The 23,217-nt window shown below is 59.9% G+C and carries 16 protein-coding genes and 8 pseudogenes; 10 read left to right on the top strand and 14 right to left on the bottom strand.

Annotated elements, in window-relative coordinates; all coding sequences use genetic code 11:
- Positions 1-122 precede the first annotated feature (122 nt).
- The 7 genes from RFM52_RS20930 to RFM52_RS20960 all read right to left on the bottom strand — a co-directional run bounded on the left by RFM52_RS20930 (position 123) and on the right by RFM52_RS20960 (position 8,878).
- Entirely contained in the window at positions 123-1,142 is a 1,020-nt protein-coding gene (locus RFM52_RS20930) for an ABC transporter ATP-binding protein (RefSeq protein WP_320297896.1), read from the bottom strand.
- Positions 1,132-2,118 (bottom strand): ABC transporter ATP-binding protein, encoded by a 987-nt coding sequence (locus tag RFM52_RS20935; protein WP_430699293.1) that lies wholly within the window; start codon positions 2,116-2,118, stop codon positions 1,132-1,134. The genes RFM52_RS20930 and RFM52_RS20935 overlap by 11 nt, the downstream gene beginning before the upstream one ends.
- Positions 2,119-2,503: 385 nt before the next feature.
- Entirely contained in the window at positions 2,504-3,685 is a 1,182-nt protein-coding gene (locus tag RFM52_RS20940) for a M24 family metallopeptidase (protein WP_320297897.1), read from the bottom strand.
- A 109-nt stretch (positions 3,686-3,794) separates the two neighbouring features.
- The gene (locus RFM52_RS20945; protein WP_320297901.1) at positions 3,795-4,301 is read right to left on the bottom strand and encodes a sarcosine oxidase subunit gamma; all 507 of its coding nucleotides are present in this window, start codon (positions 4,299-4,301) and stop codon (positions 3,795-3,797) included.
- The gene (locus RFM52_RS20950; RefSeq protein ID WP_320297902.1) at positions 4,294-7,341 is read right to left on the bottom strand and encodes a sarcosine oxidase subunit alpha family protein; all 3,048 of its coding nucleotides are present in this window, start codon (positions 7,339-7,341) and stop codon (positions 4,294-4,296) included. The genes RFM52_RS20945 and RFM52_RS20950 overlap by 8 nt, the downstream gene beginning before the upstream one ends.
- Complete coding sequence (locus tag RFM52_RS20955) at positions 7,338-7,604, bottom strand: sarcosine oxidase subunit delta (protein WP_320297903.1); 267 nt, start codon at positions 7,602-7,604, stop codon at positions 7,338-7,340. Before RFM52_RS20955 ends, RFM52_RS20950 begins: the two co-directional genes overlap by 4 nt.
- A gap of 17 nt (positions 7,605-7,621) precedes the next feature.
- Entirely contained in the window at positions 7,622-8,878 is a 1,257-nt protein-coding gene (locus RFM52_RS20960; protein ID WP_320297904.1) for a sarcosine oxidase subunit beta family protein, read from the bottom strand.
- 643 nt (positions 8,879-9,521) lie between these two features.
- Between RFM52_RS20960 and istA the strand changes: the two are divergent.
- The 4 genes and pseudogenes from istA to RFM52_RS20980 all read left to right on the top strand — a co-directional run.
- Positions 9,522-10,135: pseudogene (gene istA, locus RFM52_RS20965) on the top strand (IS21 family transposase); the annotation flags it as partial.
- Positions 10,136-10,166: 31 nt separating this feature from the next.
- Positions 10,167-10,322 (top strand): hypothetical protein, encoded by a 156-nt coding sequence (locus RFM52_RS20970; protein ID WP_320297905.1) that lies wholly within the window; start codon positions 10,167-10,169, stop codon positions 10,320-10,322.
- On the top strand, positions 10,312-11,124 hold the full coding sequence (istB, locus tag RFM52_RS20975) for an IS21-like element helper ATPase IstB (RefSeq protein WP_320297906.1): 813 nt from the start codon (positions 10,312-10,314) through the stop codon (positions 11,122-11,124). Before RFM52_RS20970 ends, istB begins: the two co-directional genes overlap by 11 nt.
- A gap of 64 nt (positions 11,125-11,188) precedes the next feature.
- A pseudogene (locus RFM52_RS20980) lies at positions 11,189-11,338 on the top strand (transposase); the annotation flags it as partial.
- Between the two features lie 20 nt (positions 11,339-11,358).
- Here the strand turns inward: RFM52_RS20980 and tnpC are convergent.
- The 3 genes and pseudogenes from tnpC to RFM52_RS20995 form a co-directional block, all read right to left on the bottom strand.
- Positions 11,359-12,938: pseudogene (gene tnpC / locus RFM52_RS20985) on the bottom strand (IS66 family transposase).
- A pseudogene (locus tag RFM52_RS20990) lies at positions 12,895-13,838 on the bottom strand (IS91 family transposase); the annotation flags it as partial. The pseudogenes tnpC and RFM52_RS20990, both read right to left, overlap by 44 nt.
- A 10-nt stretch (positions 13,839-13,848) precedes the next feature.
- Positions 13,849-14,730, bottom strand: coding sequence for a tyrosine-type recombinase/integrase (locus RFM52_RS20995; RefSeq protein ID WP_320297928.1), 882 nt, complete (start codon positions 14,728-14,730; stop codon positions 13,849-13,851).
- A 205-nt stretch (positions 14,731-14,935) separates the two neighbouring features.
- Between RFM52_RS20995 and tnpB the strand changes: the two are divergent.
- The 3 genes and pseudogenes from tnpB to RFM52_RS21010 all read left to right on the top strand — a co-directional run.
- A pseudogene (gene tnpB / locus RFM52_RS21000) lies at positions 14,936-15,160 on the top strand (IS66 family insertion sequence element accessory protein TnpB); the annotation flags it as partial.
- Positions 15,161-15,288: 128 nt separating this feature from the next.
- Entirely contained in the window at positions 15,289-15,720 is a 432-nt protein-coding gene (locus tag RFM52_RS21005) for a hypothetical protein (RefSeq protein ID WP_320297907.1), read from the top strand.
- A gap of 243 nt (positions 15,721-15,963) precedes the next feature.
- Complete coding sequence (locus RFM52_RS21010; RefSeq protein WP_320297908.1) at positions 15,964-16,599, top strand: hypothetical protein; 636 nt, start codon at positions 15,964-15,966, stop codon at positions 16,597-16,599.
- 287 nt (positions 16,600-16,886) lie between these two features.
- Here RFM52_RS21010 and RFM52_RS32835 read toward each other — a convergent pair whose 3' ends face one another.
- Complete coding sequence (locus tag RFM52_RS32835; protein ID WP_430699291.1) at positions 16,887-17,063, bottom strand: transposase; 177 nt, start codon at positions 17,061-17,063, stop codon at positions 16,887-16,889.
- 121 nt (positions 17,064-17,184) lie between these two features.
- On the opposite strand from RFM52_RS32835, the pseudogene RFM52_RS21015 reads away from it, so the two are divergent.
- Positions 17,185-17,337: pseudogene (locus RFM52_RS21015) on the top strand (transposase); the annotation flags it as partial.
- 374 nt (positions 17,338-17,711) lie between these two features.
- On the opposite strand, the gene RFM52_RS21020 reads toward RFM52_RS21015, so the two are convergent.
- From RFM52_RS21020 to RFM52_RS21030, 3 genes are all read right to left on the bottom strand, one after another.
- Positions 17,712-19,493, bottom strand: a complete 1,782-nt coding sequence (locus tag RFM52_RS21020) for an ABC transporter permease subunit (protein WP_320297909.1) — start codon at positions 19,491-19,493, stop codon at positions 17,712-17,714.
- Positions 19,494-19,500: 7 nt separating this feature from the next.
- A complete protein-coding gene (locus RFM52_RS21025; RefSeq protein ID WP_320297929.1) occupies positions 19,501-20,499 on the bottom strand; it encodes an ABC transporter ATP-binding protein in 999 nt (332 codons plus the stop codon).
- A 247-nt stretch (positions 20,500-20,746) separates the two neighbouring features.
- The gene (locus tag RFM52_RS21030) at positions 20,747-21,838 is read right to left on the bottom strand and encodes an ABC transporter substrate-binding protein (protein ID WP_320297910.1); all 1,092 of its coding nucleotides are present in this window, start codon (positions 21,836-21,838) and stop codon (positions 20,747-20,749) included.
- A 641-nt stretch (positions 21,839-22,479) separates the two neighbouring features.
- Here RFM52_RS21030 and RFM52_RS21035 point away from each other — a divergent pair.
- Positions 22,480-22,780 (top strand): annotated as a pseudogene (locus RFM52_RS21035) (site-specific integrase); the annotation flags it as partial.
- A 116-nt stretch (positions 22,781-22,896) separates the two neighbouring features.
- A pseudogene (locus RFM52_RS21040) lies at positions 22,897-23,181 on the top strand (integrase core domain-containing protein); the annotation flags it as partial.
- Between the last annotated feature and the right edge of the window lie 36 nt (positions 23,182-23,217).

Here is a 23,217-nt window from a genome sequence, read left to right on the forward strand (position 1 = left end):
TTGTTCTCCTCTTTTTTTAAACCTCGGCCTGGCTTATTCCGGCCTTGTTGCCCACGCCAAGTCCTTCATCTCGCGATCGCGGACGCGCGAGCCTTCCTGCGAGGAATCTCGCTTGCCCTGCTTCACTCGGCCCTATGGCAAGCGACCCATCGGTCGCCGGACACCTTTCGCCAAGCTGGTTGATCTGACGCGCACCGGTCGAACGCAACCGGGCAGCGGGTACGAAATCGACACCCCGAAGGCGGATTGGCCGGGCTCGGCACATCGCCCGCCAGGACGATGCGGTTGCGCGCACGTTCGACCCCCGGATCCGGCACCGGGACCGCAGAGAGCAACGCCTTCGTGTAGGGATGCATTGGGTCTTTGTAGATGAGGGCGCGGGGGCCGAGTTCCATCACCTTGCCCAGATACATCACCGCCACATCGTCACAGAGGTGACGGACCATTGAAAGATCGTGGCTGATAAAGAGGTATGTCAGCGAGAACTGTTCCTGAAAGTCTTTGAGGAGGTTGACCACCTGGGCTTGGATGGAGACATCCAAGGCGGCGATAGGCTCATCGCAGACAATGAAGTCCGGATTGAGCGCGAGCGCCCTGGCGATCCCAATGCGCTGGCGCTGGCCGCCAGAAAATTCGTGCGGATAGCGGTTGGCTAACCTCGGATTGAGACCGACGGAATCGAGCAACTCGCGTATCCGCCTTTCCTTTTCCTTGACTTTCAGTGCGCCGTGCTCGTTTAGCGGTTCGGCAACAATGGAGCCGACGGTCATGCGCGGATTGAGACATTCCTGCGGATCCTGGAAGATCATCTGCATGCGCGGGCGGATCCGGCGCAGTTTGTTGCCCTCCAGATGCGTGATGTCTTCGCCATCAAACACGATCCGGCCCCCGGTAATGTCGCAAAGGCGCAAGATGGCACGCCCTGTGGTCGACTTGCCGCAGCCGCTCTCGCCCACAAGCCCGAGCGTCTGGCCGCGCCTGACTTCCAGATTCACACCGTCCAGCGCTCTGATGGCGCCAGCCTGGCGCCCGAAGACACCCTGATATGTCGGGTAGTGCACGGCCAGGTCACTGACGCGGAGCAGGACGTCGTCCCGGCCAGGCTGTGCGTCTCTGGTGAGGATACTTGGTTCAGACATCATCGCGCGGTCTCTGCTCGGTCACGTCCCACCAGCAGGCAGCTTCGTGTCCTTCTTGCACCGGCATCAGCGGCGGCTTCTCGACGAGGCAGCGATCGAATACATGCGGACATCGTGGTGCGAAGGGGCAGCTCGTCGGAAAGGCGGTAAGGTGTGGCGGCTGGCCGACGACACTCTTCAATCGCTCCTGTCCCGCCTGGTCGGGCCTCGGCAACGTCTCCATAAGCGCGCGTGTGTAAGGATGGCGGGGATTTGCGTAGAGATCGTCGACAGGGGCGCATTCGACAATGAGGCCGCCGTACATGACCATTACTCGGTCGGCGATCCCGGCCACCACCCCGAGATCATGCGTAATCCAGATGATGCTCATGCCGATTTCCTGGCGGAGCTTCTTGACGAGTTCCAGGATCTGGGCCTGGATCGTCACGTCAAGCGCGGTCGTCGGCTCGTCGGCGATGAGCACATTTGGCTCGCAGGCAAGTGCAATAGCGATCATCACCCGCTGGCGCATCCCGCCGGAGAACCGGTGGGGATAGTCGTTCATCCTGTCATGTGGCGAGGGGATGCCTACCAGGGAGAAAAGCTCGATCGCACGCTTGCGCGCCTCGCCACGGCTGAGACCGAAATGCTTGCGCAACGGCTCCTTCAACTGGTAGCCGACCGTCAAGACCGGGTTGAGCGACGTCATCGGGTCCTGGAAGATGAACCCAACCTCGCCGCCGCGGACCTTACGCATTTCGCTCGGATCGAGCGACAAAAGATCCCGGCACCCGAGACGCACCCTTCCAGACAGGATTTCGGCAGGCGGCGACGGCAGAAGCTTCATGAGCGACATCATGGTAACGCTCTTGCCAGAGCCGCTTTCTCCGACGACGCCCAGAAGCTCGCCGGGCTGGAGTTCAAAGCTGATGCCATTGACGGCGTGGATCGTGGTTCCGCGGGTCCTGAAAACAATCCGCAGATCCGACACCTGCAAGATCGGCGCACCTATTCTTTGCGATATCGACTCCACCAAAGCTACCCCCTCGAACGCCCTCCACCTGAATCCCGGATAGCTCGTCCCGCATCATCTCAACCTGTGTCGTTTGTGTTCACACAGAAAATGAATCAAAAATCTCAATCCTCACTTTACTTCTCGATTGTTAGCCGGTGATTTCCTTTGGATTATGGCAGGGATGAGAGAGCACCAGTTCGGACTATCAAGAGCCGGGTAATCTGAGTCAATTATAGCTTTTATATGTTCGTCATCTTGAAGCGAGATTGGTCGAGCCGGGTCGGATAAGCGCGATTGGGGTGTGGTGAGTTGAGCGCGTCGCATGCCGGCGCATCGTGTTGGCGATGCGCCGGCATTGTAATCCCGAAAGTCAGTAGTTTACCAGCATGTCACGGGACATACTGCTCAGCGACTTCGCACCGTTCTCGGTCACGCGGACTGTCTCACTGAAGATGTAGCCGTCCTCCTTTTCAAAAATGCCGATGAGGACATGGAAGGCCATGTTGGGTTCAATAACAGTGTCGTTGTCCCCCTGGAAGCTGATATCGCCGTCGACCCAACCGAGGCCGATGGAGTAGCCGCTCCTGGATTCTTTACGCACGCCGTATGGTTTAAAGGCGCGCTGGAAGGCTTGCCAAACTTCAGAACACCTAACTCCCGGGCGTATCATCTCGGTCTGCGCGAGGAAGCCGTCCAACGCAGCTTGGTGCAGGTGTCGCGCCCGAGCGGTTGGCTCACCCAGAAATACCGTCCGCGATAAAGCGCAGGCATAGCGGTATCGGTAGGCGGCCAACTCGAAATTTGTCTGACAGCCCATCTTATAGCGAGCGTCGGACCACTTAAGATGCGGCGCGTTGGCAGGAGAGCCGACCGGCATTGTCGGAAAGCCGGTAAGACCCCCTGGGATTTCCGGAGTGCCTTTGACCAAAGCATTCATTATGGCGGCGGCCACGTCACACTCGCGCGCGCCAGCAGCGATCTCGAGCCGCCCCACCTGCATGGCCCTATCAGCAATCTTTCCGGCCTGCTCGATGTAGGCGAGCTCGGCTGGGGATTTGACCGTCTTCAGTTTATCAATCAAGCCATCGGCATCGATGAACTTAGATGAGTCCAAGCTGTTACCGAGGGCGGCATGGTCTTTCACTCCAAACGTCTTGGCCGTCAGTTCCACCCCGATTCGGCTCGACTTGGTGCGCTCGCGGATTAGATCACCGATCGGCTCCCACGCCGTTCGCTGCCTCGACCCGATGTACTTCTCGGGATAACTGAGAATGCGCGATTCCGGCAGGTACGAAGTGGGTGATGCACATAAAGTGTCCATTTCGCGCAAAATCAGCCACGGATCTTCATCATCTTGGCACACGAGAGCGAGCTGCGGAACGTATTCGGAGTATCCGTCATAGCCAGTGAGATAGTTCATATTCATCTCATTCATGACAAGCAGCGCATCCATACCGTGCGCCGTCATCTGCTGTCGTAGCCGAGCAGTCCGCTCGCGGTATTCCTGTTGACTAAATGCAGGAACGCGTTCCTGTTGACCAAATGTGGGCATGAGAAACTTTCTCCTATCTTGCTGTTGCGGTAGATGGCGATTTACTTGGTTTTACTTTCCTCGAACGCGGGTGGATTGGCAGCCCACCTAGACCGGTTCTTGGCAGTAGTCATGTGCAGGCCGCGGAGGCGTCGGCAATCCACTCCGCCAGGCCTTTGCTGAAGCTGCGTGGGACGAGAAGGTCGCATTCGACCCCGCTCCTGCGCAGCAGCAGAACCGGCGTGCGATGGAGACCGGTCTGGACCGCCCGTCCATCGCCCAGTGCCTCCCAATCCACCGCGACGCACCGCTCCAGCACATGTCTGAGGCCCCGACCTGACACCCGCAGTCGAATCCTGCCTTCGCCGAGCGGGAGGGCGCAGCCGAGTTCCGCGTCGACGTCTATAATAGGCGGTGGACCCTCGCAAAGCAGCCAGAACCGGCGCGGCGCAATCCGGACGACGAGTCCATCGTCATAGCGAGCAGTGTCGCCAACCTTGTTCGGCAGCGGCCCGCCCAGCATCCGTTTCAGTTCTGCCTCGAACTGCGCCATCGCGCCGTCCCAGCCCTCGAATTGGACGATCGCGCAATCATAGGCCGCCATCTCGAACCCCGGGATGTTCGAACCATCAGCCATGCAGCCGCTCTCCCTTCGAGTCGAGGAACATGGGCGACACGATGCGGGCGCGCACCGTCTCTCCCTTGATCGGATGTGTGGCGACCATGTCCGAGCCTTCCTCCGCTGCATTCCGGGCAAACAGTCCGAGGCCCACCCAGGCGTCGAGCGTGGGGCTGTAGGTCACCGAGGTTATGCGGCCGAGGCCATGGCCCTGCATCGGCTCGCCAGGCCTGAACAGAATTGCGCCTCCGCTCAACCGCTTGCCCGGCTCGACGCATTGCAACCCGACCAGCCGCGGGCGCGCCGGGTCGCTGAGCGCTTCGCGGCGGCCAAGCACCGCACCTACATAGCCGTTGCGCTTGCCCGCAATGCGGCTGAGCCCGAGGTCGTCGAGCGTCGTCCTGCCGTCGATCTCCGGCCCAGCGACATGGCCTTTCTCGACGCGCAGGGCGCCCAGAGCCTCCACTCCGTAAGGCTTCAGGCCGAAAGGCACGCCGGCCTCGATCAACCGGCACCACACCTCCTTGCCCACGCTCGCGCCGGCATAGATCTCGTAAGCCCGCTCGCCGGAAAAGCTGAGGCGAATGATCCGCAGAGGCCTATTGCGATAGTTCGCTTCAAGCTGCCCCATATGCGGCAATGCTTTATTGGAAACGTCCAGGTTGGTGAACGCAGCGGCGAGGATATCGCGGCTCTTCGGACCCGCCACAGACATCGCCGCCCATTCGTCGGTGACCGAAGTTACCGAAACGCGAAGGTCCGGCCATGCGGTATCGAGCAGGAATTCAAGCCGGGACAGCACGTCCGGCCCCTTCGCGGTCGATGTCGTCATAAAGAAGTGCCGCTCGCCGAGCCGGGTCGTCGTCCCGTCGTCGAAGACGATGCCGTCGTCGCGCAACATGACACCGTAACGCGCGCGGCCGATCGGCAACTTGGAAAAAGCGTTGACATAGACGCGGTCGAGGAATTCAGCCGCGTCCGGCCCCTGGACGTCGATCTTTCCGAGCGTGGAGATATCCATCAGGCCAGCCGCCTCGCGCACCATTCGCATCTCCGCGAGATAGGCCTCGTCCACATTGCGACCGGAAGCAAAGTAGAACCAAGGCCGCATCCAGACTCCCGTTTCCAGCATCTGCGCGCCATTGGCGACATGCCAGTCATGCATTGGCGTGCGCCGAAACGGCTTGTAATGATGGCGCTGGCTGCGCCCAGCCAGCGCTCCGACGGCGACTGGGGTATAGGGCGGCCGGAACGTTGTCGTGCCAATTTCGGGGACCGTCATGCCGCGTAGGCCAGCCATCGCGGAAAGCGCGCGGAAATTGCTTGTCTTGCCCTGGTCGGTGCCCATCCCGAGGGTCGTATAGCGCTTAAGATGCTCGACCGACTCGTATCCCTCCCGATGCGCCAGCACGATGTCACCGACGGTTACGTCCATCTGCAGGTCGATGAAGGCCTTGTCTTTGGGAAGCCCCGCTTTTCGGTTCCCGAACCACCTCTCGGCCGACCGACGGGAGAGAGGATGCTCCGGCCTCCTCGAAGGGCTACCATCCTTTGCCGCCCCGAAAAGGTGAGCGTGACGGCTGTCATTATTTCCCGCGTTGATCTCAGCAAGGTTGAGGCTAAACGACGGCTGGGCAAAATTCGTTGCGCCGCAGAACGTAGCTGCCTCTGTCCCCACACGACGTCCTTCCTCGATGGCGCCGGCGGTGATGAAGCCTCCTGTCACAGCGCCCGCCGCGAAGTGCCCTGCTCTGAGCTTTCCGGGTACGAAAGCGTCTATGTCCTCACGATATACCGGCCTTTCACAAAGATGCGAGGTCAGATGCACCGTTGGCGACCAACCGCCCGAGACCACGACTAGGTCGCATTCTAGTGTAACCGTACCGCCCGGCTCAGAAACCGTAACAGCGCGTACGGCCTGCCCCCCCGAAGCATTGGAGATCAGTGATTTCCTGCGGACGGCAATGCCCAAACGACGCGACTGCTCCAAAAGTACAGGCATCGGCTCGGCGCGGCTATCAACTATGTTTATTTCCACGCCGGCAGCAGCGAGGTCGAAGGCTGACGGATAGGCGCTGTCGTTGTCGGTTGCAACCACCACCCTCGTACCCGCCAGTACGGCAAAGCGGTTTAGATAGATCCGGGCCGCGGAGGCCAACATGATGCCGGGCCGATCATTGTTGTCGAAGGTAAGTGGTCGCTCTATGGAGCCCGTAGCATAGACGATCGTTCTCGCGCGCAAGAGCGCTACCATCTGGCGTGCGCTGCCTATTTCAGGATCGATAGTTCCTGAGCCATGCCGCTCCACGAGCCCGAGTACATTGCTGTCATAGACACCGAACACGGTGGTGCGCGTCATCACCGAAACATTAGGCATGCTGGCGAGCCTTGCGAGCGTTCCGGAAAGCCAAGCCGAGGCCTGTCCGTCAGCCGGCTTCGACAAAAGCGTACCGCCAGCCAGAAAGTCCTGCTCTACGATGACAACGCGGGCCCCCGCCTCGCCCGCCGCCAGTGCCGCTGAAAGCCCCGCCGGTCCAGCACCGATCACGGCCACATCCGCAAAGAGATTGCGCACCTCATACCGGTCCGGATCTGGCTCCTCGCCTGCTCGGCCCAGCCCAGCGGCATTTCGGATGAAATGCTCATAGAACATCCATGCCCGCCGCGTCGGGCCCATGAAGGTCTTGTAGTAAAAACCGGCCGAAAGAAACGGTGCAAACAGTCCGTTTACACTTTGGATGTCGAACTTCAATGACGGCCACCGGTTCTGGCTCTCGGCAACCAGTCCGTCGGCCAGTTCCACCGTGGTAGCCGGTAGATTCGGCTCGCGGCGACCGGCCGTGCCCATCGTCACGAGGGCGTTCGGCTCCTCCGGCCCGGCAGAATAGATCCCGCGGGGCCGGTGGTACTTAAAGCTGCGGCCCACCAGGCCGATTCCGTTCGCCAGCAACGCCGAAGCGAGCGTATCGCCTCGGTAGCCAGTTAAAGCTTTGCTGTCAAAGGTGAATTCGATCCGTTGCGATCGGTCGATCCGCCCGCCTTCGTGAAGCCGCCTCATGCGCGCGGCTCCCGTGCGGAGCGGACTGCAGCGATCTCGTGGTTGCGTGTATCGCGCCCGACCACCAACCATTGACGGCAGCCCATCACGTGCTGCCAGTATTCGCGATGCGGTCCGGCGGGGTTCTCGCGCACGAACACGTAACGGTACCAGGCCTCGAAATCGGCGTCGTCGTGGACAGGACGGACCACGGACGCGTCGCCGCCGTAGCGGAACTCGTCGTGGTCGCGCGGGCCGCAGTTGGGACATTCGATGCGTAGCATGCTCTTGGGTCTCTCGGTTATTGTAGCCAGGCAAACGGCCCGACGCCGCCCTCGTCGATCGTGCGGCCCGTGCGGAAACGGTCCAGGCTGTAAGCGGCACTCAGCGGATGCGGCTGTCCGGTAGCGATTGTATGCGCGAAGCACCACCCTGAGGCCGGCGTTGCCTTGAAGCCGCCATAGCACCAGCCACCGTTTAGGTAGAGCCCGTCGACTGGCGTCAGGCAGATGATAGGGCTGGCGTCCGGCGTCATGTCCATCACGCCGCCCCAGTGGCGCAAAATGCGCACGCGGGAAATGCACGGCATTAGCGCGACTGCGGCCTCCGCGACTTCGCGAACCATCGCGAGATTGCCGCGCTGAGCATAAGAATTGTAGCCGTCGATACCGCCTCCGAAGACCAGCCCACCCTTGTCGGACTGGCTGACGTAGAAATGCTCGGTGCCGTGAGCCACGATCTGATGGACTAGGGGCTTGACTGGTTCCGTGACGAAAGCCTGCAGGACATGGCTCTCAATCGGAAGTTCTAGGCCCGCCTTCTGGCCGAGCACCGATGTGTGACCCGCCACCGCAAGCCCGACCTTCCCGGCTCCAATCTTGCCCTTCGTCGTTTCCACGCCGACGATGCGCTCGCCGTCACGGACGAAACCTGTCACCTCGCAGCTCTGGATGATGTCGACACCATGGGCGTCGGCAGCGCGCGCGTAGCCCCAAGCCACCGCGTCGTGACGTGCCGTGCCGGCGCGGCCCTGCAAGATCGCACCATGTATCGGAGAACGCGCCGTTTCCGAAAAGTCGAGATAGGGGACGAGCTCCCGCACCTCGTGGCGGTCGAGAATGTCGGCGTCGATGCCGTTCAACCGCATGATGCTGGCGCGGTGGCCGAAGCCGTCGAGCTGGTCTGCCGAATGGGCCGTAATTAGCATGCCGCGCTGCGAGAACATCACATTGAAATTCAGCGCCTGCGACATGCCTTCCCAAAGCTTCATCGAGAATTCGTAGAACTGGGTGTTGCCGTCGAGCAAGTAGTTGGAACGTATGACAGTCGTGTTGCGGCCGACATTGCCGCCGCCAACATAGCCCTTCTCTAGCACGGCGACGTTGCGTATGCCGTGGTTCTCGGCTAGATAGAACGCGGTCGCGAGGCCGTGCCCGCCGCCGCCTACAATGACTACATCATAGACGGGCTTCGGATCGGGAGCCCGCCAGGCGCGCGGCCAGTACCTCTGGCCGGCAAGCCCATTGCGCAGAATAGAAATGGCCGAATAGCCGCGCATACTGTTTCCCTATTTTGACGAAGAGGCGGCGGGCGAAGCTGTAGAAGGTTTCCGTACGCCGCTCGATCATGCGGACCGCATCGAGTTGCCATGCGTTGCAACTGTGTGACTGTGGGACTCAGCATGAAAGAGGCTCTCTAGCATTCCGAGCCGCCTGACCATCGCGTTCCCATCAAGGTCCCGTTCGGATCCTTCCCCGAGGCTTAACGTTAAGCTGACGGTCGTGAGACCGGTCGCACTCTGTTGAACAATGTAGAAAAAGCCGTTCTGAGTCGCGCCGACCCGGATAGGAGTTGGGTTATAGCAGAACAATGCCCCATTTCCGGGTGCTGGGCGAACGTTTTCACGCTGCACTTACTTCATTTTGTTTCATGGTAGCGGATCACTACGTGTCGTGGGAGCGGACCACTGCGTTCGATCTAGCCACCTTGCGCTGGATTCACCAACATAGAGTCGCGAATGGTACCATCGTATTTTTAGATGACAGGCGACAGAGCCTTCGGAATGCACTTTGCGTGGGTTGGCTCTGTTTGTTGATTTTCACTGAGAACTAACCCGGCAACACAGGATATTTCCATCGAGAATTGACCCATGTTTGAACCTTGCCCCGCGCGTTTTCAGCGGGGGCTACGGAGTGATCGACATGGCGTTATTGAGCGTAATGCGACGCTGGCATTTTCGAGAGCATTTATCGATCCCGGAGATTTGCCGCAGGACCGGCCTATCCCGGAATACCATCCGCAAATACCTGCGCCAGGGCAGCGTGGAACCGAAGTTCAAAGTGCCTGATCGGCCGAGCAAGCTTGATCCGTTTACGGACCGGTTGTCGGCGTGGCTGAGGACGGAAGCCAAAAGAAGCAGAAACGCACGATGAAGCAGTTGCATGGCGATCTTGTGAGCCTCGGCTATGAGGGTTCGTATGGTCGTGTTGCTGCTTTTGCTCGCGAGTGGAAGGGGGATCTGCAGAGAGAATTACAGACGACAGGGCGCGGGACATTCGTTCCGCTTGCGTTTGATCCGGGTGAAGCGTTCCAGTTCGACTGGTCGGAAGACTGGGCGATCATCGGCAATGAACGCACCAAGTTGCAGGTGGCCCATACGAAGCTCAGCTACAGCCGGGCCTTCATCGTGCGAGCCTACCTTCTGCAGACACACGAGATGCTGTTCGACACCCACAACCATGCTTTCCGTGTCTTCGGTGGCGTTCCCCGGCGCGGCATCTACGACAACATGCGCACGGCGATCGACAAGGCTGGCATTGAAGTCCGGGGTTCCGACTAAGACCCATGTGCTGAATCTGCTGCATCGCCTCGTCGACGGAAAGTCGTTCGCGCCACCGACCATCGACGCGCCGCAGGCTTTGACGCTCACCAACGAGCCCAAGGCTAATGTCGAACGCTACGATGCTTTGAGGAAGGCCTTGGAGGTGCGCCATGCGTCATAATCCTGCCAGCGGCGCAATCGTTATCATGCTGCGAAGCCTGAAGATGCACGGCATGGCCCAGGCGGTCGGCGAACTCACTGAACAGGGATCGCCGGCGTTCGAAGCAGCCCTTCCGATCCTATTGCAACTCCTCAAGGCTGAGACGGCGGAACGGGAGGTCCGATCGACAGCCTATCAGCTCAAGACGGCCCGCTTTCCGGCCTATCGCGATCTCAACGGTTTTGACTTCTCAAGCAGCGAGGTCAATGAGGCTTTGGTGCGCCAGCTCTATCGCAGCGACTTTATCGACGAGGCCAACAACATCGTTCTGGTCGGCGGGCCCGGCACTGGCAAGACCCACATCGCCACGGCAATCGGCGTGCAAGGCATCGAGCATCATCACAAGCGTGTCCGCTTCTTCTCGACGGTCGAATTGGTCAATGCACTTGAGCAGGAGAAGGCACAGGGTCGCTCGGGCCAGATTGCCAATCGGCTGGTTCACTCCGATCTCGTGATCCTGGACGAACTCGGCTACCTGCCGTTCAGCGCATCAGGCGGCGCATTGCTCTTCCATCTGCTGAGCAAGCTCTACGAGCGCACCAGCGTCGTCATCACCACCAACCTCAGCTTCAGCGAATGGGCCAGCGTCTTTGGCGATGCCAAGATGACGACCGCGCTTCTCGACCGGCTCACCCATCACTGCCACATTCTCGAAACCGGAAACGACAGCTTCCGCTTTAAGAACAGCTCGGCGCACGACGCCAAAACCACAAAGGAGAAAAACAGGAACTTGACCACAACACCCGACCCGAAACATACCTAAAGGCGGGTCAAATCTCGGTGGAAATACCGGGTCAGTTCTCAGTGAAAATCAACAGTCGGGCGGCTATCCAAGGCTGACGACGTGGGTGGAGGAGACCATCGAGCGCACGCTGACCTTCTTTTGCCTGCCGCGCCAGCACCACAAGCATCTCAAGTCCACCAACATGCTCGAACGCCTCAATGAGGAAATCCGCCGGCGCACCTATGTCGTACGTAAGCGACAAGCTGAAGCCGTTCAGGTGGCGTAGTTCCACGGCATGAGTGCGTCGATTTTGCTGCTTGGCCAGCCATTGGCAATACGCTCGAGGGTCTGAGTCAGCCAGGCGAGCGGATCGACGTTGTTCATTTTTGCCGTCTGCAGCAGTGTCGCGATGGTTGCCCAGTTCCTTCCGCCGCCGTCGCTGCCGGCGAAGAGCGAGTTCTTTCTCGTGATTGCCTGGGGCCTAATGGCGCGCTCGACAATGTTGGAATCGAGCTCGATGCGGCCGTCGGTCAGGAAGCGCTCGAAGATGGCGCGACGCGAGATGGCATAGCGGATCGCCTCGGCGAGCTTCGATTTGCCGGAGATCCGCGGCAGGGTCTTGTGCCAGAGGGCGAAGAGCTCGGTGACGATCATGGCGGAGGTTTGCTCACGTACCGCGACCCGGGCGTCGGGGCTTTGCCCGCGCACGGTCTCCTCGACCTGCCAGAGCTTCGTCATCCGCTCGACTGTCTCCGTTGCGACCTTCGAGCTTTCCGAGGCATGCAGCTCATAGAACTTGCGCCGACTGTGCGACCAGCAGCCCGCCAATGTGACGCCGTCATTGCCGCGATCGGAGCGGATCAGCTTGTTATAGGCGGCATAACCATCGACCTGGACGATACCGCGATAGCCGTTCAGGTGTCGCGCGACACATTCACCAGCTCGGCTATCCTCGAAGCGATATGCCACCATCGGCGGACCGCTGCTGCCAAAGGTCCGGTCATCCCTGGCGTAAGCCCAGAGCCAAGTTGTCTTTGTCGATCCGGACCCCGGCGCGAGCGTCGGCAAAGTGGTTTCGTCGGCGAAGATCCGCTGCCCTTTCTTGATCTCATCAAAGAGGTAGTCGGCGAGGATCTCCAGCTCGAACCCGAGCTTGCCCATCCATTGCGCCATCAGCTTGCGGTCGAGCTCGACCTTGTCGCGGGCATAGATCGCCTCCTGCCGGTAGAGTGGCAGGCCATCGGCATATTTGGAGACAGCAATCTGCGCCAGAAGCGCTTCCGTCGGAATGCCGCCGTCGATGATGTGCGCCGGCGCCGGTGCCTGGACGACGCAGTCCTCGTTCTTGAAGGCATACTTCGGGCGGCGGGTGACGATACCCCGGAACTTCGCCGGCATGACATCCAGCCGCTCCGACAGGTCTTCGCCAATCAGCACCTTCTGCTTGCCGGCATGTTCCGGCAGATCCTCGGGCTCGATCACCACTTCGACCCGCTCCAGGTGGGGGCGAAGCCTTTGCGCGGCCGCGGCGAACGTTTGTCTTCCCGACGCTCGCGACCCTTGTTGACCTGTGCCCTGATCGCGGCGATGCCGGTCTCGATCGCCTCGAAGACAAAGGCCTGCTGCTCGTCGTCGGTGGTCGGGGAGCCAAGCTTTTCCGATCGGCGGCCGAAGCGGGCACGATCGAAGGCCTTCAGGATCTGCGTCAGCCGCTCGATACGCTCATCAGCGTCGGCGTTTCGCGCCTTGAGATCAGCGACCTCGCTCTCCAGGGCATCGGCCCGCGCCGCCTTCTCGACCATGGCAAGCACCATGGCTTTCAGCGTGAAGCAGGAAGCGGCGGATGAACTCATCGGCCGAGAGGGTCATGACCTTCTGCCGATCACCATGCCGGTAGTCCTTCCAGCGGAAACGAACGGCGCCATCCTCGATGTCGACGAGGCGGCTGTTGGAGATGACGACGCGGTGCGTGTAGCGGCCGACATAATCGAGGACCTGTTCGGGCCCGCGAAGGGCGGCTTGGCGTAGATCACCCACTCGGCCTTTCGAAGGGGCGCCAGATAGCGCCGGAAGGCGTTAGGCGCGCTCAGGCCCTGCAAGTCGGAGAAGAACTGCAGTTCGCCGGCCGCGAAGGCTTTCTCCAGGTGCTCCAGAAACAGCCGCCGGAAGAGGCGTGAGAGCACGCGGACCGGTAGGAAGAAGCCGGGCTTGCAGGCAATCCATTGCGTGCCGTCCGGCGAGAACCCGCCACCCGGGACGACGCAGTGCAGGTGCGGGTGGTGCAGCAGATTCTGGCCCCAGGTGTGCAGCACCGCGAAGAAGCCGATCTCGGCACCCAAGTGCTTGGGATCGGCGGCGATGGTGCGCAGCGTCTCGGCGGTGACGCGGAAGAGAAGGCCGTAGGCGAGCGCCTTGTTCTGATAAGCGATGACGGCAATGGGTTTCGGCAGCGTGAAGACGACGTGGAAGTACTGCGTGTCGAGAAGCTCGGCGCGACGATCCTCCAGCCATTGCGCGCGGGCCAGCGATTGGCAGCGGGGACAATGCCTGTCGCGGCAGCTGTTGAAGGCGATGCGCCGGTGGCCGCATTGATCGCATGCTTCGACGTGCCCGCCGAGTGCGGCGGTCCGGCACAATTCGATCGCGGTCATGACGCGACGCTGGGCGGTCGACAGCTGCGCATCATGCTGAGTGCGATAGGCATCGCCGTAGCGGCGGAATATCTCCGCCACTTCCCGCCCCGAGCGGGCCATCGGCGCGAGCTCAGAAGTATTGCGGCTTGGCGGGAGGCGGCAAGCTGGGCGCCGGACGCGGCAAGAGCTCGAAGGGGCTCGACGTGGCGCACACCTTGTTGGCGGCAATCCGCAGATAATGGGCGGTGGTCGCGAGGCTCCTGTGACCGAGCAGCAGTTGAATGGTGCGCACGTCGGCGCCGGCCTCCAACAGGTGGACGGCAAAGGCGTGCCGTAAGCTGTGCGGCGTGACCGGTTTGGACAAGCCGGAGAGGTCGTGCGCTTTCGCGCAGGCATGTCCCACCGCATCCCTGGTGATCGGCTGGCCGGCGCGATCGCCGGGGAAGAGCCAGGCCACTGGCCGGTACACTTTCCAGTAGCTACGCTGGATCTCCAGGAGCTTGGGCGACAGCATCACGTAGCGGTCCTTTTGGCCTTTGCCCTGCTCGACACGGACGACCATTCTCTGACTGTCGATGTCGGTGGGCTTCAGCTGAATCGCCTCCGAGATGCGCAAGCCGGCGGCATAGTACGTGGTCAGGATCGCGTGATGTTTGACGTCGAGCACGCAGCCGAGGAACTTTAGAACTTCCTCGGGACCGAGGACGATCGGCAGCTTTTGCGGCTTCTTCGGAAGCGGCAGAACGTCTTCAGGCGCCCAGTCCCTTTCGAGCGTCACACTGTAGAGAAAGCGCAGCGCCGCGATGGCGGTGTGGATCGAACCGGGCGCTAGCTTCTTCTCGTTGGTCAGGTAGACCTGGTAGGTTCGAATGTCCTCGCGCCCGAGCAGGTCCGGCGACTTGCCGAAATAGCGGGCGAACAGCGATACCTGTTGCAAATACGAGAGCTGGGTGTTGAGCGCGAGGTTGCGCACCTGCATGTCCTCGCTCATGCGCTGGCGAAGTCGGGTCATGACGAGCTCCTTTGTCCGATGGAATGGGCTGCAAGCAGCCATCCCATGCTCGCGCAGTTGGAGCTCCTTTTGCATGCATGACCGGCGCCACGGACGACGCCATCAAGACCGCGCCGGGGAGGCACAGCCTTCTTGCCGCTCCGCGGTCGCGGAGCGGGTTAGTCCAAGAACGGTTATGTGGCGCGCCACATAACCGCATAACGGCGCGCTTTACATCTTCCGGGCCAAGCGAGCGGATAGAGTGAAGATCGTGTGGTGGGACGGTTCCGGGGTGTGCCTTTATGCCAAGCGGCTGGAGAAGGCGCAGTTTTGCTGGCCGCGGGTCGGCCATAATCGGATCCAGCTCAACCACGCTCAGCTTCTGGCGCTCATCGATGGAATGGATTGGAAGCGGGTTCGCGCCGTGCCGGTGAACCCTGCGGCGAAGTGAATCAGTGGCCTGAACAGGCAGGAAAGCCGGGGCAAAATGTGCTCTGGTCGAACCGATGACGCCGCCCGATCTCCAACTCCCGGATGATGTAGAAGCGGCTTTACCCAACAATCTCCGGCGGCCGTCGCATGACCGCCTTCGCCCGATTCCTCGGCGAGAAGGCCGAGCGGTACATCGAGTTGCGCCACTCCCTCGGCTACGCCTTCAGCAAGCAAGCCGGCACGTTGCGGGCTTTCGTCCGCTACGTTGAGCGCGCTCAGCTCGATGCCCCCGCCACTCGAACGATGGCGCTGGATTTCGCCTTGTCGTTCGGCGGCGCCGCCAACAGCCGCGTCACTCGCCACGGCGTGCTCCGCCAGTTTTACGAGTATCTCGCCGTCTATGACGTCCGAACCGAGGCCTTGGAGCGCAGAGCTTTCCCCAGATCTAGAGCGATTACGCCTCCGCGTATTCTCACCGACGCTGAGTTGGCGTCGCTCATCGACGCATGCGCCCGCATTTCGCCAAGCACCCCTCTCAGAGGGCGGACGATGGCGTCGAATGCCCGTGGTGGCGAGTAGCAGCAGGACGGCTCGATCGCGGATGTCGACCGGCGTCGTTGCGCCGATCGCATCGATTGCGCGCCGAACGTCATCCCATGCAAGGCGCGGTGGCAAATGCGCCAAACGCCAATGAGGCGTCCTTGGGACGACGCCGGCGAGATCCTGGTCATGGTGGCCAGCCCAACACAAAAACCGAAGAAATGTTCGGATGTGAGAAGTCGCTGCCGTGCGGGTGCCAGAGGTCGCCGATAGGGACAGCCGATGCTCGACAGCAGCGAGGACGTGCTCAGCCGCCAACGCCTCGAGGTCTTGGCCGGGATGGTGATGGCGGAACCAATCCATAAAGCGGCGGCCGCCCAGAAGAACGCCTTCGCGGGTCTTCGGCTCCAGGCCCCGCACCCTGCGCAGATAGTCCGAAAAGGAAGCCAGAAGCGGAGCATCCGGGTCAGCATCTACACTGGGAACGGAAGCAATGAATCGTTCCGAAGCCACTCGCAGTGCGTGTCCCAGCGCCGACACTGCTCCAATGCGTGGAGAATCCGTCGTAAACGTCCACAAATAGCTATCGACGACATCCTGATGGATCGGCATCGGACCACAGCGCGTCGCGGCAAACTGGCTAAAGCGCGCAATCCGGCTCAGGTAAATCTTGGCGGACGCTCGCTTATAACCAAGCGTGAACAAATGCTCCGCGAGGCGATCCATCTCGCCACCGAGTGCGCCGCTGCGCAGGCGCTTGAGCACCCCACAATACGAAAAATAGAACTCGAGCATTCTGCCGGCATTGTGGCGCAGGGGAATCCCGCGCCCAATGAGAGAGGCATGAAATATTATGTGGCGGAGGCAAGCCGGGTTTTGGCCGGCCCTGCCGGGCGTCAGGGCGGCTCCGCCACATAATCTCGCCCGACGCATAAGAAGGGATCGTTGCCCGCATCCCGCACCAGCGACAGCAGACTGTCCGGACCCTTGCGGAAGTCGACCGGATGGCTGGCCAGTAACACCTTCACACCCGAAGGGATCATGCCGAACGCACCGCCCGGATCACCCGCTGCAAGTGCGCCCCGTCAACCTCCGAACCGGCACGTACGACAATGTCGCCAATGACAATCTCGATCACCGGAGCAGCCGCCCGCGCCGAGACCACTTCGCCCGCCGAATGCTGCGGGGAGGCATCGTTGCGAGCGTCATGACGCCAGACGAAGAGCTGGGAGGGATGAAATGCCTATCCGGTGGGCGATTGCCGATACGCTTGCGCCCGGCTCCAATGCCTCTGCTACCTCTTGCGCCTTGAACTCATTCGACCAGCGCCGGCGCAGTCGCCGTGGAGCACCCTCAAGTCGCTCGGCAACCGCTTCAATCATATGGAAGGTTCTGGTTTCAGAACTAGGCGCAGACACAGAAGCTCACTTCGGCTCACAGCAGGCGATCCAGATAGCCGACCCACAATCTCCTACGCCAGACGGGGTCTCCTTGCCGCTTACCGTCGTACGCATCTTCCCCAACGCCGAAAGCTGCCTGCGCCTCGTCAGGGCACTGGCCGTCGAGACCAACGAGAACTGGATGGAGGCCAACCGCTACATCAACATGGACGACCTGCGCGAGCACAAGAAGCTCGCTCTACGCCAAGCCGCATGACCAGCAACAGGGCCGCCCCTTTTTGCAGAACTTGACGCACACAACCCAAATATTTTGCTTGACCCGTCAAACAGTCAGCAGTTCAACGATCTAACCCTCGCCGCTGAGGGAGGGGCGGCTACCCATAGGCCCTAAATCAAAGCATGGCGGCGATCCTTGCTGCGGCGGATTGGCTTTTGCGCCGTCTTGGCGGATCGCAGACGTGGGGGCGGCTACCCTCTCCGCTGCGGTCCTTTCTCGCCTGTTCGGCAGCAACAGTCATAAGACAAGCAGTACATCTTCTTTGTGTAACCAAGCACCGCGGAAGGTAAGGACCTAGATCTGTGATAAGGTCGCCTAAATGGCCAAGATTGGCTTCACCCTAAAAATTGAGGCTACTCACCTCTGACTGCTGGACGAGCGCGCTGAAGGCCGAGCGTTGATCTCCACCCCGCAACGAAGAGGATCATTAACATGAACAGGGGCAAAAGGGTCACTAGCGTCGCTACTGCGGCAATTGTCGGGTCGATCTGGTGACGAATATCTTCCCACATCTTCAGAGGCAGCGTGCGCATCGACATCCCTCCCACCAAAGATGTAATGACGACCTCATCAAAGGAGTGAAGGAACGCGAACACAGCGCCGGCGATGATGCCCGGCCTAATCAGCGGCAACGTAACCCTTATGAAGGTTTGCAGCGGCCCAGCCCGCATGCTCATGGCTGCCTGCTCCAGCTGCGGGTCAAAATTCGCCAGCGACGCCGAGACGATTACGACGACATAGCCGATAGCGCCAAGGGTATGCGCCAGGACAGTACCGGTCATCGAATCGAGCAGCCCGAGTTTGACCAGCCCGAGATAGGTCGCTATGCCGACGACGATAACCGGAAAGGTGATCGGCGTCAGCATCGCCATGGTCAGGAAACTGCGCAGGCGAGGAAGAGTGCGGTTAAGCCCGAAAGCGGCAAGCGTTCCGGTGGTGGTCGACAGGATTACAACCATAACGGCGATTTTTACGCTTATCCAGGCGGCGCCGTACCAGGACGGATCTGCGAAGAAGGACCGGTACCACTGCAGCGAAAAACTCAAGGGAGGGAATTCCAAATACCTTCCGCCACTGAAGGACATGATGACGACGACCAGTTCTGGAAATAGTAAGTAGCACATAACGAGTGCGAGAAACACTGCGCCGACTATCTGGGGCCTGCGGCTGTTGCCGCCTGTGCGGTAGAGTTGTGCCATCCAGCGCTTCGCCCGATAGGAAATAAAAAACTCACTGAGATAGCACTTCATCGCGCCGAGTGAAGGAGAGAGACCGCGCCAGGGCTTGAGGGCCTGTTGCGTCGTGCGGCCCTGTGTGCCGGAAAGGTCCAGCCCCACCAGGGAGAGCACGACTATAGCGACTGCCAGGAGGACAAAGGCCGAGGTAGCGACGTGCGCCATGTTAAACGAACTCCGGACCTGCGCTGCAATGAACGTCGAGAGCATGGCATCTCCCAACCCGCCAAGGGCAGCCGGCGTAATGTAGAATCCGAGGCAGACTACAAAAACCAGTAGGCAGCCGCTGCGCACCCCCGGCATGCTGAGCGGAAAGAAAACGCGCCAGAAAGCGGTGGAGGGCCGCGCTCCCATGCTACGAGCTGCCGCCATCAGCGATTTATCGATGCCCATCATGACACTGATCAGAGGCAGGATCATCATAGGCAGCATGATATGCACCATTCCGATATAGACGGCCATGCGATTGTAGATGAGCAGCAGCGGACTGGATATGAGCCCGTGATCAATCAGCAGACTGTTTATCAGGCCGCGATCTCCAAGAATCACGACCCACGCATAAGTCCGCACCAGTCCACTGGTCAGATAGGGTACAAGAATGAAGACAATGAGGGCAATGCGTAGCCGTTTCGAGGCGGCCACGATCAGATAGGCCGTGGGATAGCCGACAACGAGGGAGATTGCCGTGGCTACCACACTAATTTCGATGGTTTGAAAGAGAACGCGAACATTTGCTTGCTGGCCGAAAAACGCTTTGTAGTTGGCAGTCGAAAAAGCCGGTGCGTTAAAGCTGGTGAGTAAAAGTTGAACGATCGGTATACCGAGGACAACCAGCAGGATCGCGAGGGCCGGCCCTGTGAGAGCGATGGGCATGCGGCCAAATTCCCGAAGCGTCTTCATTACAACCTCACGCCGTGACAAAGCGAACGTCTGATCGCAGCCAGTCGAGGCGTACCTCATCGCCAGGTCGGAAGATCTGTTGGCCCGCAGCAACGTGCTCGCGAACAATAAGCCCAATGCCCCCGGCACGCACATGGTACTTCCGCAACGGGCCAGCATAGATCATGTCTTCGACGATGCCGGTGACAAACTGTCTCTTGTCCGCGTCGGCTCGCCTTGGAGCCCCCTGGGCGGCTACGCAAATACGCTCCGGCCGGAGCATCGCGACGGTGCCCAAGGGTGGGCCCGCATCGGCTTCGACCTTGAACGCTGAGGTTTCAAGAATGTTGGCTTCTCCCAGGAATTTCGCGACGAATCGTGTCGCGGGCCGGTCATAGAGGGCCTCCGGCGTATCGGTCTGCTCGATTTGCCCGGCGCGCATGACGACGATACGGTCCGATAGCGTGAGCGCCTCCTCTTGGTCATGCGTGACGCATACGGTTGTTTGGCCAAATTCTCGATGCAGGCTTTTAATCTCGCCTTGCATCTGCTCGCGAAGGCTGCGGTCTAGAGCGCCAAGCGGCTCGTCGAGCAGGAGAAGCGGCGGATCGGCTATCAAAGCTCGCGAAAGCGCTACACGCTGCTGTTGCCCACCACTCAGCTGGGATGGCATACGGCTGCCGAAATCTTTGAGGTGAACACGCTCAAGCATTCGATTGACATATACTGCCCGCTCGGCGGCCTTGATGCCGCGCATTTCTAGCGGGAATTCCAAATTGCGGCGCACCGTGAGGTGCGGAAACAGCGCATAGCTCTGGAAGACGATGCCCTGGTCGCGCCGGTAAGACGGCACTGAGACTACCGACTTGCCAGCAATGAGGATGTCACCCTTACTAGGCGCTACGAACCCGGCGAGAAGCATCAGCGCTGTGGTCTTACCCGAACCACTTGGACCGAGAATTGTCAGGAACTCGCCGCGACGGACAGCAAGTGACAGGTCGCTCACCGCAGAAACCGCCCCGTACATCTTGGTGACGCCTCGGAACTCTATCTGCGCCGGAGCCGCGTTATCCGATGATTCTTTTTCGGCAATTGGCCGGATAATATTTTGATACAAAGTCACGAGAATCCTTTTAATACTTCCGGGCGCGTCTGCAAGTCGTACAACTTCCCAAGGGCAAAAGCGTTGAGCGAAGCGGGCCTATCGAGATTCAGGGGGTCGTGAAGGCGACGAACTAGTTCCTCGCCGCCTTCACAACTACTTTAATAGCGGATCACTGAAGAATCCACTCGTTCCAACGCTGGATAAGCCGATCGTTGTTGGTTAGACCGTCCGATCCCACTTCATTGTACCAATTGTAGTTCGTTATTATGGTGGACGCCCTGTAATCGGGATGGCTGGCAAACTTACGTCCAACTTTTTCAGGTAATAGTTTGAACGCATTTCGGTTAGTTGGGCCATAAGGCATGAGCTGCACAAAGGCTGCCTGCCTGTCAGCGCGGGTCATAAATTCAATAAACCTCTGTGCATTCTTTGGATTCGGACTACCCTTGGGAATGGTCCAGCTTTCATAGCTCATCCTCTGCTGGTTTCGATTGATTTCAACCTTCGCGCCTTGATCGATCAATGCAACGGCCCGACCATCGTAGGACTGCGCCAGGTCGACAGCTCGGTCATGCAGCATCTGCTGGTTCTCGGAACCTGTAACCATCCATTTACGGATATGCGGTTTGATCTTGCCCAGGCTCGCGAAAGCCCGATCAATATCCAAAGGATAGAGTGCGTCCGCAGGCACACCGTCCGCCAGCAGCGCTTCTTCCCAAGGGCCTGTCGCTGGGTACTCGCCGGTTTGCAACGCCCGAACTCCGGGATATTTTACGACGTCCCAAAACTCTGCCCAAGTAGTCGGCCGCGGTTTGTCAGTCGGGAATTTCTCGGTGTTGTAGGTCATGCATAAAGCGTAAACAATTGACCCCACACCGTGAGGATCCTTGGCGAGGTCGAGCAATGCGTCCAAGTCGTCTGGCTTATAGATTGAGTAATCAATTTTTTCGAGATAGCCCTTTTGAGAATTCTGCATGACGGCCGTAGGACCCATGGGAAGCACATCGACCGAAACGTTATTGGTCGACACCGCCAACTCCAACTTGGCGGGGGAAAATTCTTCGGTAATCGGGGTCACTTTGATTCCCGTCTCGGCTTCGAATGGCTTCGCATAGGCTTCGATACAGGCCTTTGCGTAGTCGCCACCATTGAGCATGGCTATCACTTCGCCCCCAGATTGGGCCGCAGCGCGGCGGGGTTGGCAAGACATCGCACCTACTGCGATAGCGGATGCCCCGTGGAGGAAACGTCTGCGGTTCATAGACAAACTCATTATTTGTTCTCCCTCATTGTTCCCGCCACCGGCAGGACTCCCTAAGCTGTTTCGCAATCACGGCCTTTGTCTCGAGCCGTCCGCGTATCTCAACTAAGCTCACCCTTTCGTCGTTGAAGCCGTAGCCGGTTTCTGCAATGCTGCCCGTTGGGGCGATTACCAACGTTAGAGTCAGGCCGCGCTTCAAGGTGTGAGCGAAATCTTTCTCCCGCAAAGCCTCAATGCAGTGCATTCGTTGTCCGAAAACTATTGGTAAGGGTGCCTAGCATCTCAAAACAAAACAGCGGCCCAGCGCCCACGTCAAATGCAATTTGCATATCGGTCTCATCTAGGACTGAGATGGCTGTGTGAGCGGTCAGGGAAGATAATGATATGGGAGTCATTGCGTCCGTCGACCCTGAGGCCGCGACGCTGCCACGAGCGTCACCGGGGCGGCATTTTGTCGGTTATGAGGTATTCGGCTGCGGTCGACTGCGCGCTGCGCCATGGTGCTAGAGCGTGTCGCGATTTAAGGGATTCAGGATTGAACGAAGCGCTGACGCGGCATTTGGCGGGTCGGTTTGCGGTTGAGGCTTCTGTTTTGAAGGATTGCGGCTGTTGAAGCGCAATCTTGGAACAGGAGCACTGAGATGGCCGAGTTGAGCCCTCTTCGCCGGCGCATGATCGAAGACATGACGATCCGCAATCTGTCGCCGGCCACACAACGATCCTACGTGCACGCGGTGGCGAAGTTTTCCCGCCATTTCGGCCGATCCCCTGACCGCCTTGGCCTGGAAGATGGAAGATGTCCGCGCCTTTCAGGTGCATCTGCTCTCGACCGGGATCTCGTGGCCGGCGCTGAACCAGACGGTGTGCGCGTTGCGGTTCTTCTACGGCGTGACGCTCGGCCATGCCGAGATTCCGGAACGGATCGTCTATGCCCGCTCGCCGCCGTGGCCGCGGCCCTTTATGCCCGACCGAGAAAAACCCTTGGCTGAAAACGCCGGCAGAGGCGCTTGACGAGTTGCTGGCGTGAGTGGACACAATGATTGTTGCGATGACCGCTTGAATCCGCCCAATATACGAGCGAACAGTTCCAGCGGTTGATGGCCGATCACGGCATCACCTGTTCGATGAGCCGGTCGGGCAACGTCTGGGACAATGCTGCGATGGAGAGCTTCTTCTCGTCACTGAAAACTGAGCGGACAGCCCGCCGGTCTACAGGACGAGGGATTGACGCCAGTGCGGACGTGTTCAATTACATCGAGCGCTTCTAAAACCCGCGGCGGAGGCACTCGACACTGGGCTATCCGAGCCCCGTCGATTTTGAGGACAAAGCTATGCTAGCTTAACTGCGTGTCCGAAAAACCGGCAGCAGGCCAGCACCT

The sequence above is a fragment of the Mesorhizobium humile genome (assembly GCF_033977215.1).
In the GTDB taxonomy this organism is placed as follows: Bacteria; Pseudomonadota; Alphaproteobacteria; order Rhizobiales; family Rhizobiaceae; genus Mesorhizobium; species Mesorhizobium humile.

Excerpts from the sequence above, each read along its gene's own strand:
- RFM52_RS20930 (WP_320297896.1), bottom strand. The coding sequence starts at position 1,142 with ATGATGTCTGAACCAAGTATCCTCACCAGAGACGCACAGCCTGGCCGG.
- RFM52_RS20940 (WP_320297897.1), bottom strand. The coding sequence starts at position 3,685 with ATGCCCACATTTGGTCAACAGGAACGCGTTCCTGCATTTAGTCAACAG.
- RFM52_RS20945 (WP_320297901.1), bottom strand. The coding sequence starts at position 4,301 with ATGGCTGATGGTTCGAACATCCCGGGGTTCGAGATGGCGGCCTATGAT.
- RFM52_RS20950 (WP_320297902.1), bottom strand. The coding sequence starts at position 7,341 with ATGAGGCGGCTTCACGAAGGCGGGCGGATCGACCGATCGCAACGGATC.
- RFM52_RS20955 (WP_320297903.1), bottom strand. The coding sequence starts at position 7,604 with ATGCTACGCATCGAATGTCCCAACTGCGGCCCGCGCGACCACGACGAG.
- RFM52_RS20960 (WP_320297904.1), bottom strand. The coding sequence starts at position 8,878 with ATGCGCGGCTATTCGGCCATTTCTATTCTGCGCAATGGGCTTGCCGGC.
- istB (WP_320297906.1), top strand. The coding sequence starts at position 10,312 with ATGCGTCATAATCCTGCCAGCGGCGCAATCGTTATCATGCTGCGAAGC.
- RFM52_RS20995 (WP_320297928.1), bottom strand. The coding sequence starts at position 14,730 with ATGACCCGACTTCGCCAGCGCATGAGCGAGGACATGCAGGTGCGCAAC.
- RFM52_RS21005 (WP_320297907.1), top strand. The coding sequence starts at position 15,289 with ATGACCGCCTTCGCCCGATTCCTCGGCGAGAAGGCCGAGCGGTACATC.
- RFM52_RS21010 (WP_320297908.1), top strand. The coding sequence starts at position 15,964 with ATGCTCGACAGCAGCGAGGACGTGCTCAGCCGCCAACGCCTCGAGGTC.
- RFM52_RS32835 (WP_430699291.1), bottom strand. The coding sequence starts at position 17,063 with ATGATTGAAGCGGTTGCCGAGCGACTTGAGGGTGCTCCACGGCGACTG.
- RFM52_RS21020 (WP_320297909.1), bottom strand. The coding sequence starts at position 19,493 with ATGAAGACGCTTCGGGAATTTGGCCGCATGCCCATCGCTCTCACAGGG.
- RFM52_RS21025 (WP_320297929.1), bottom strand. The coding sequence starts at position 20,499 with ATGTACGGGGCGGTTTCTGCGGTGAGCGACCTGTCACTTGCTGTCCGT.
- RFM52_RS21030 (WP_320297910.1), bottom strand. The coding sequence starts at position 21,838 with ATGAACCGCAGACGTTTCCTCCACGGGGCATCCGCTATCGCAGTAGGT.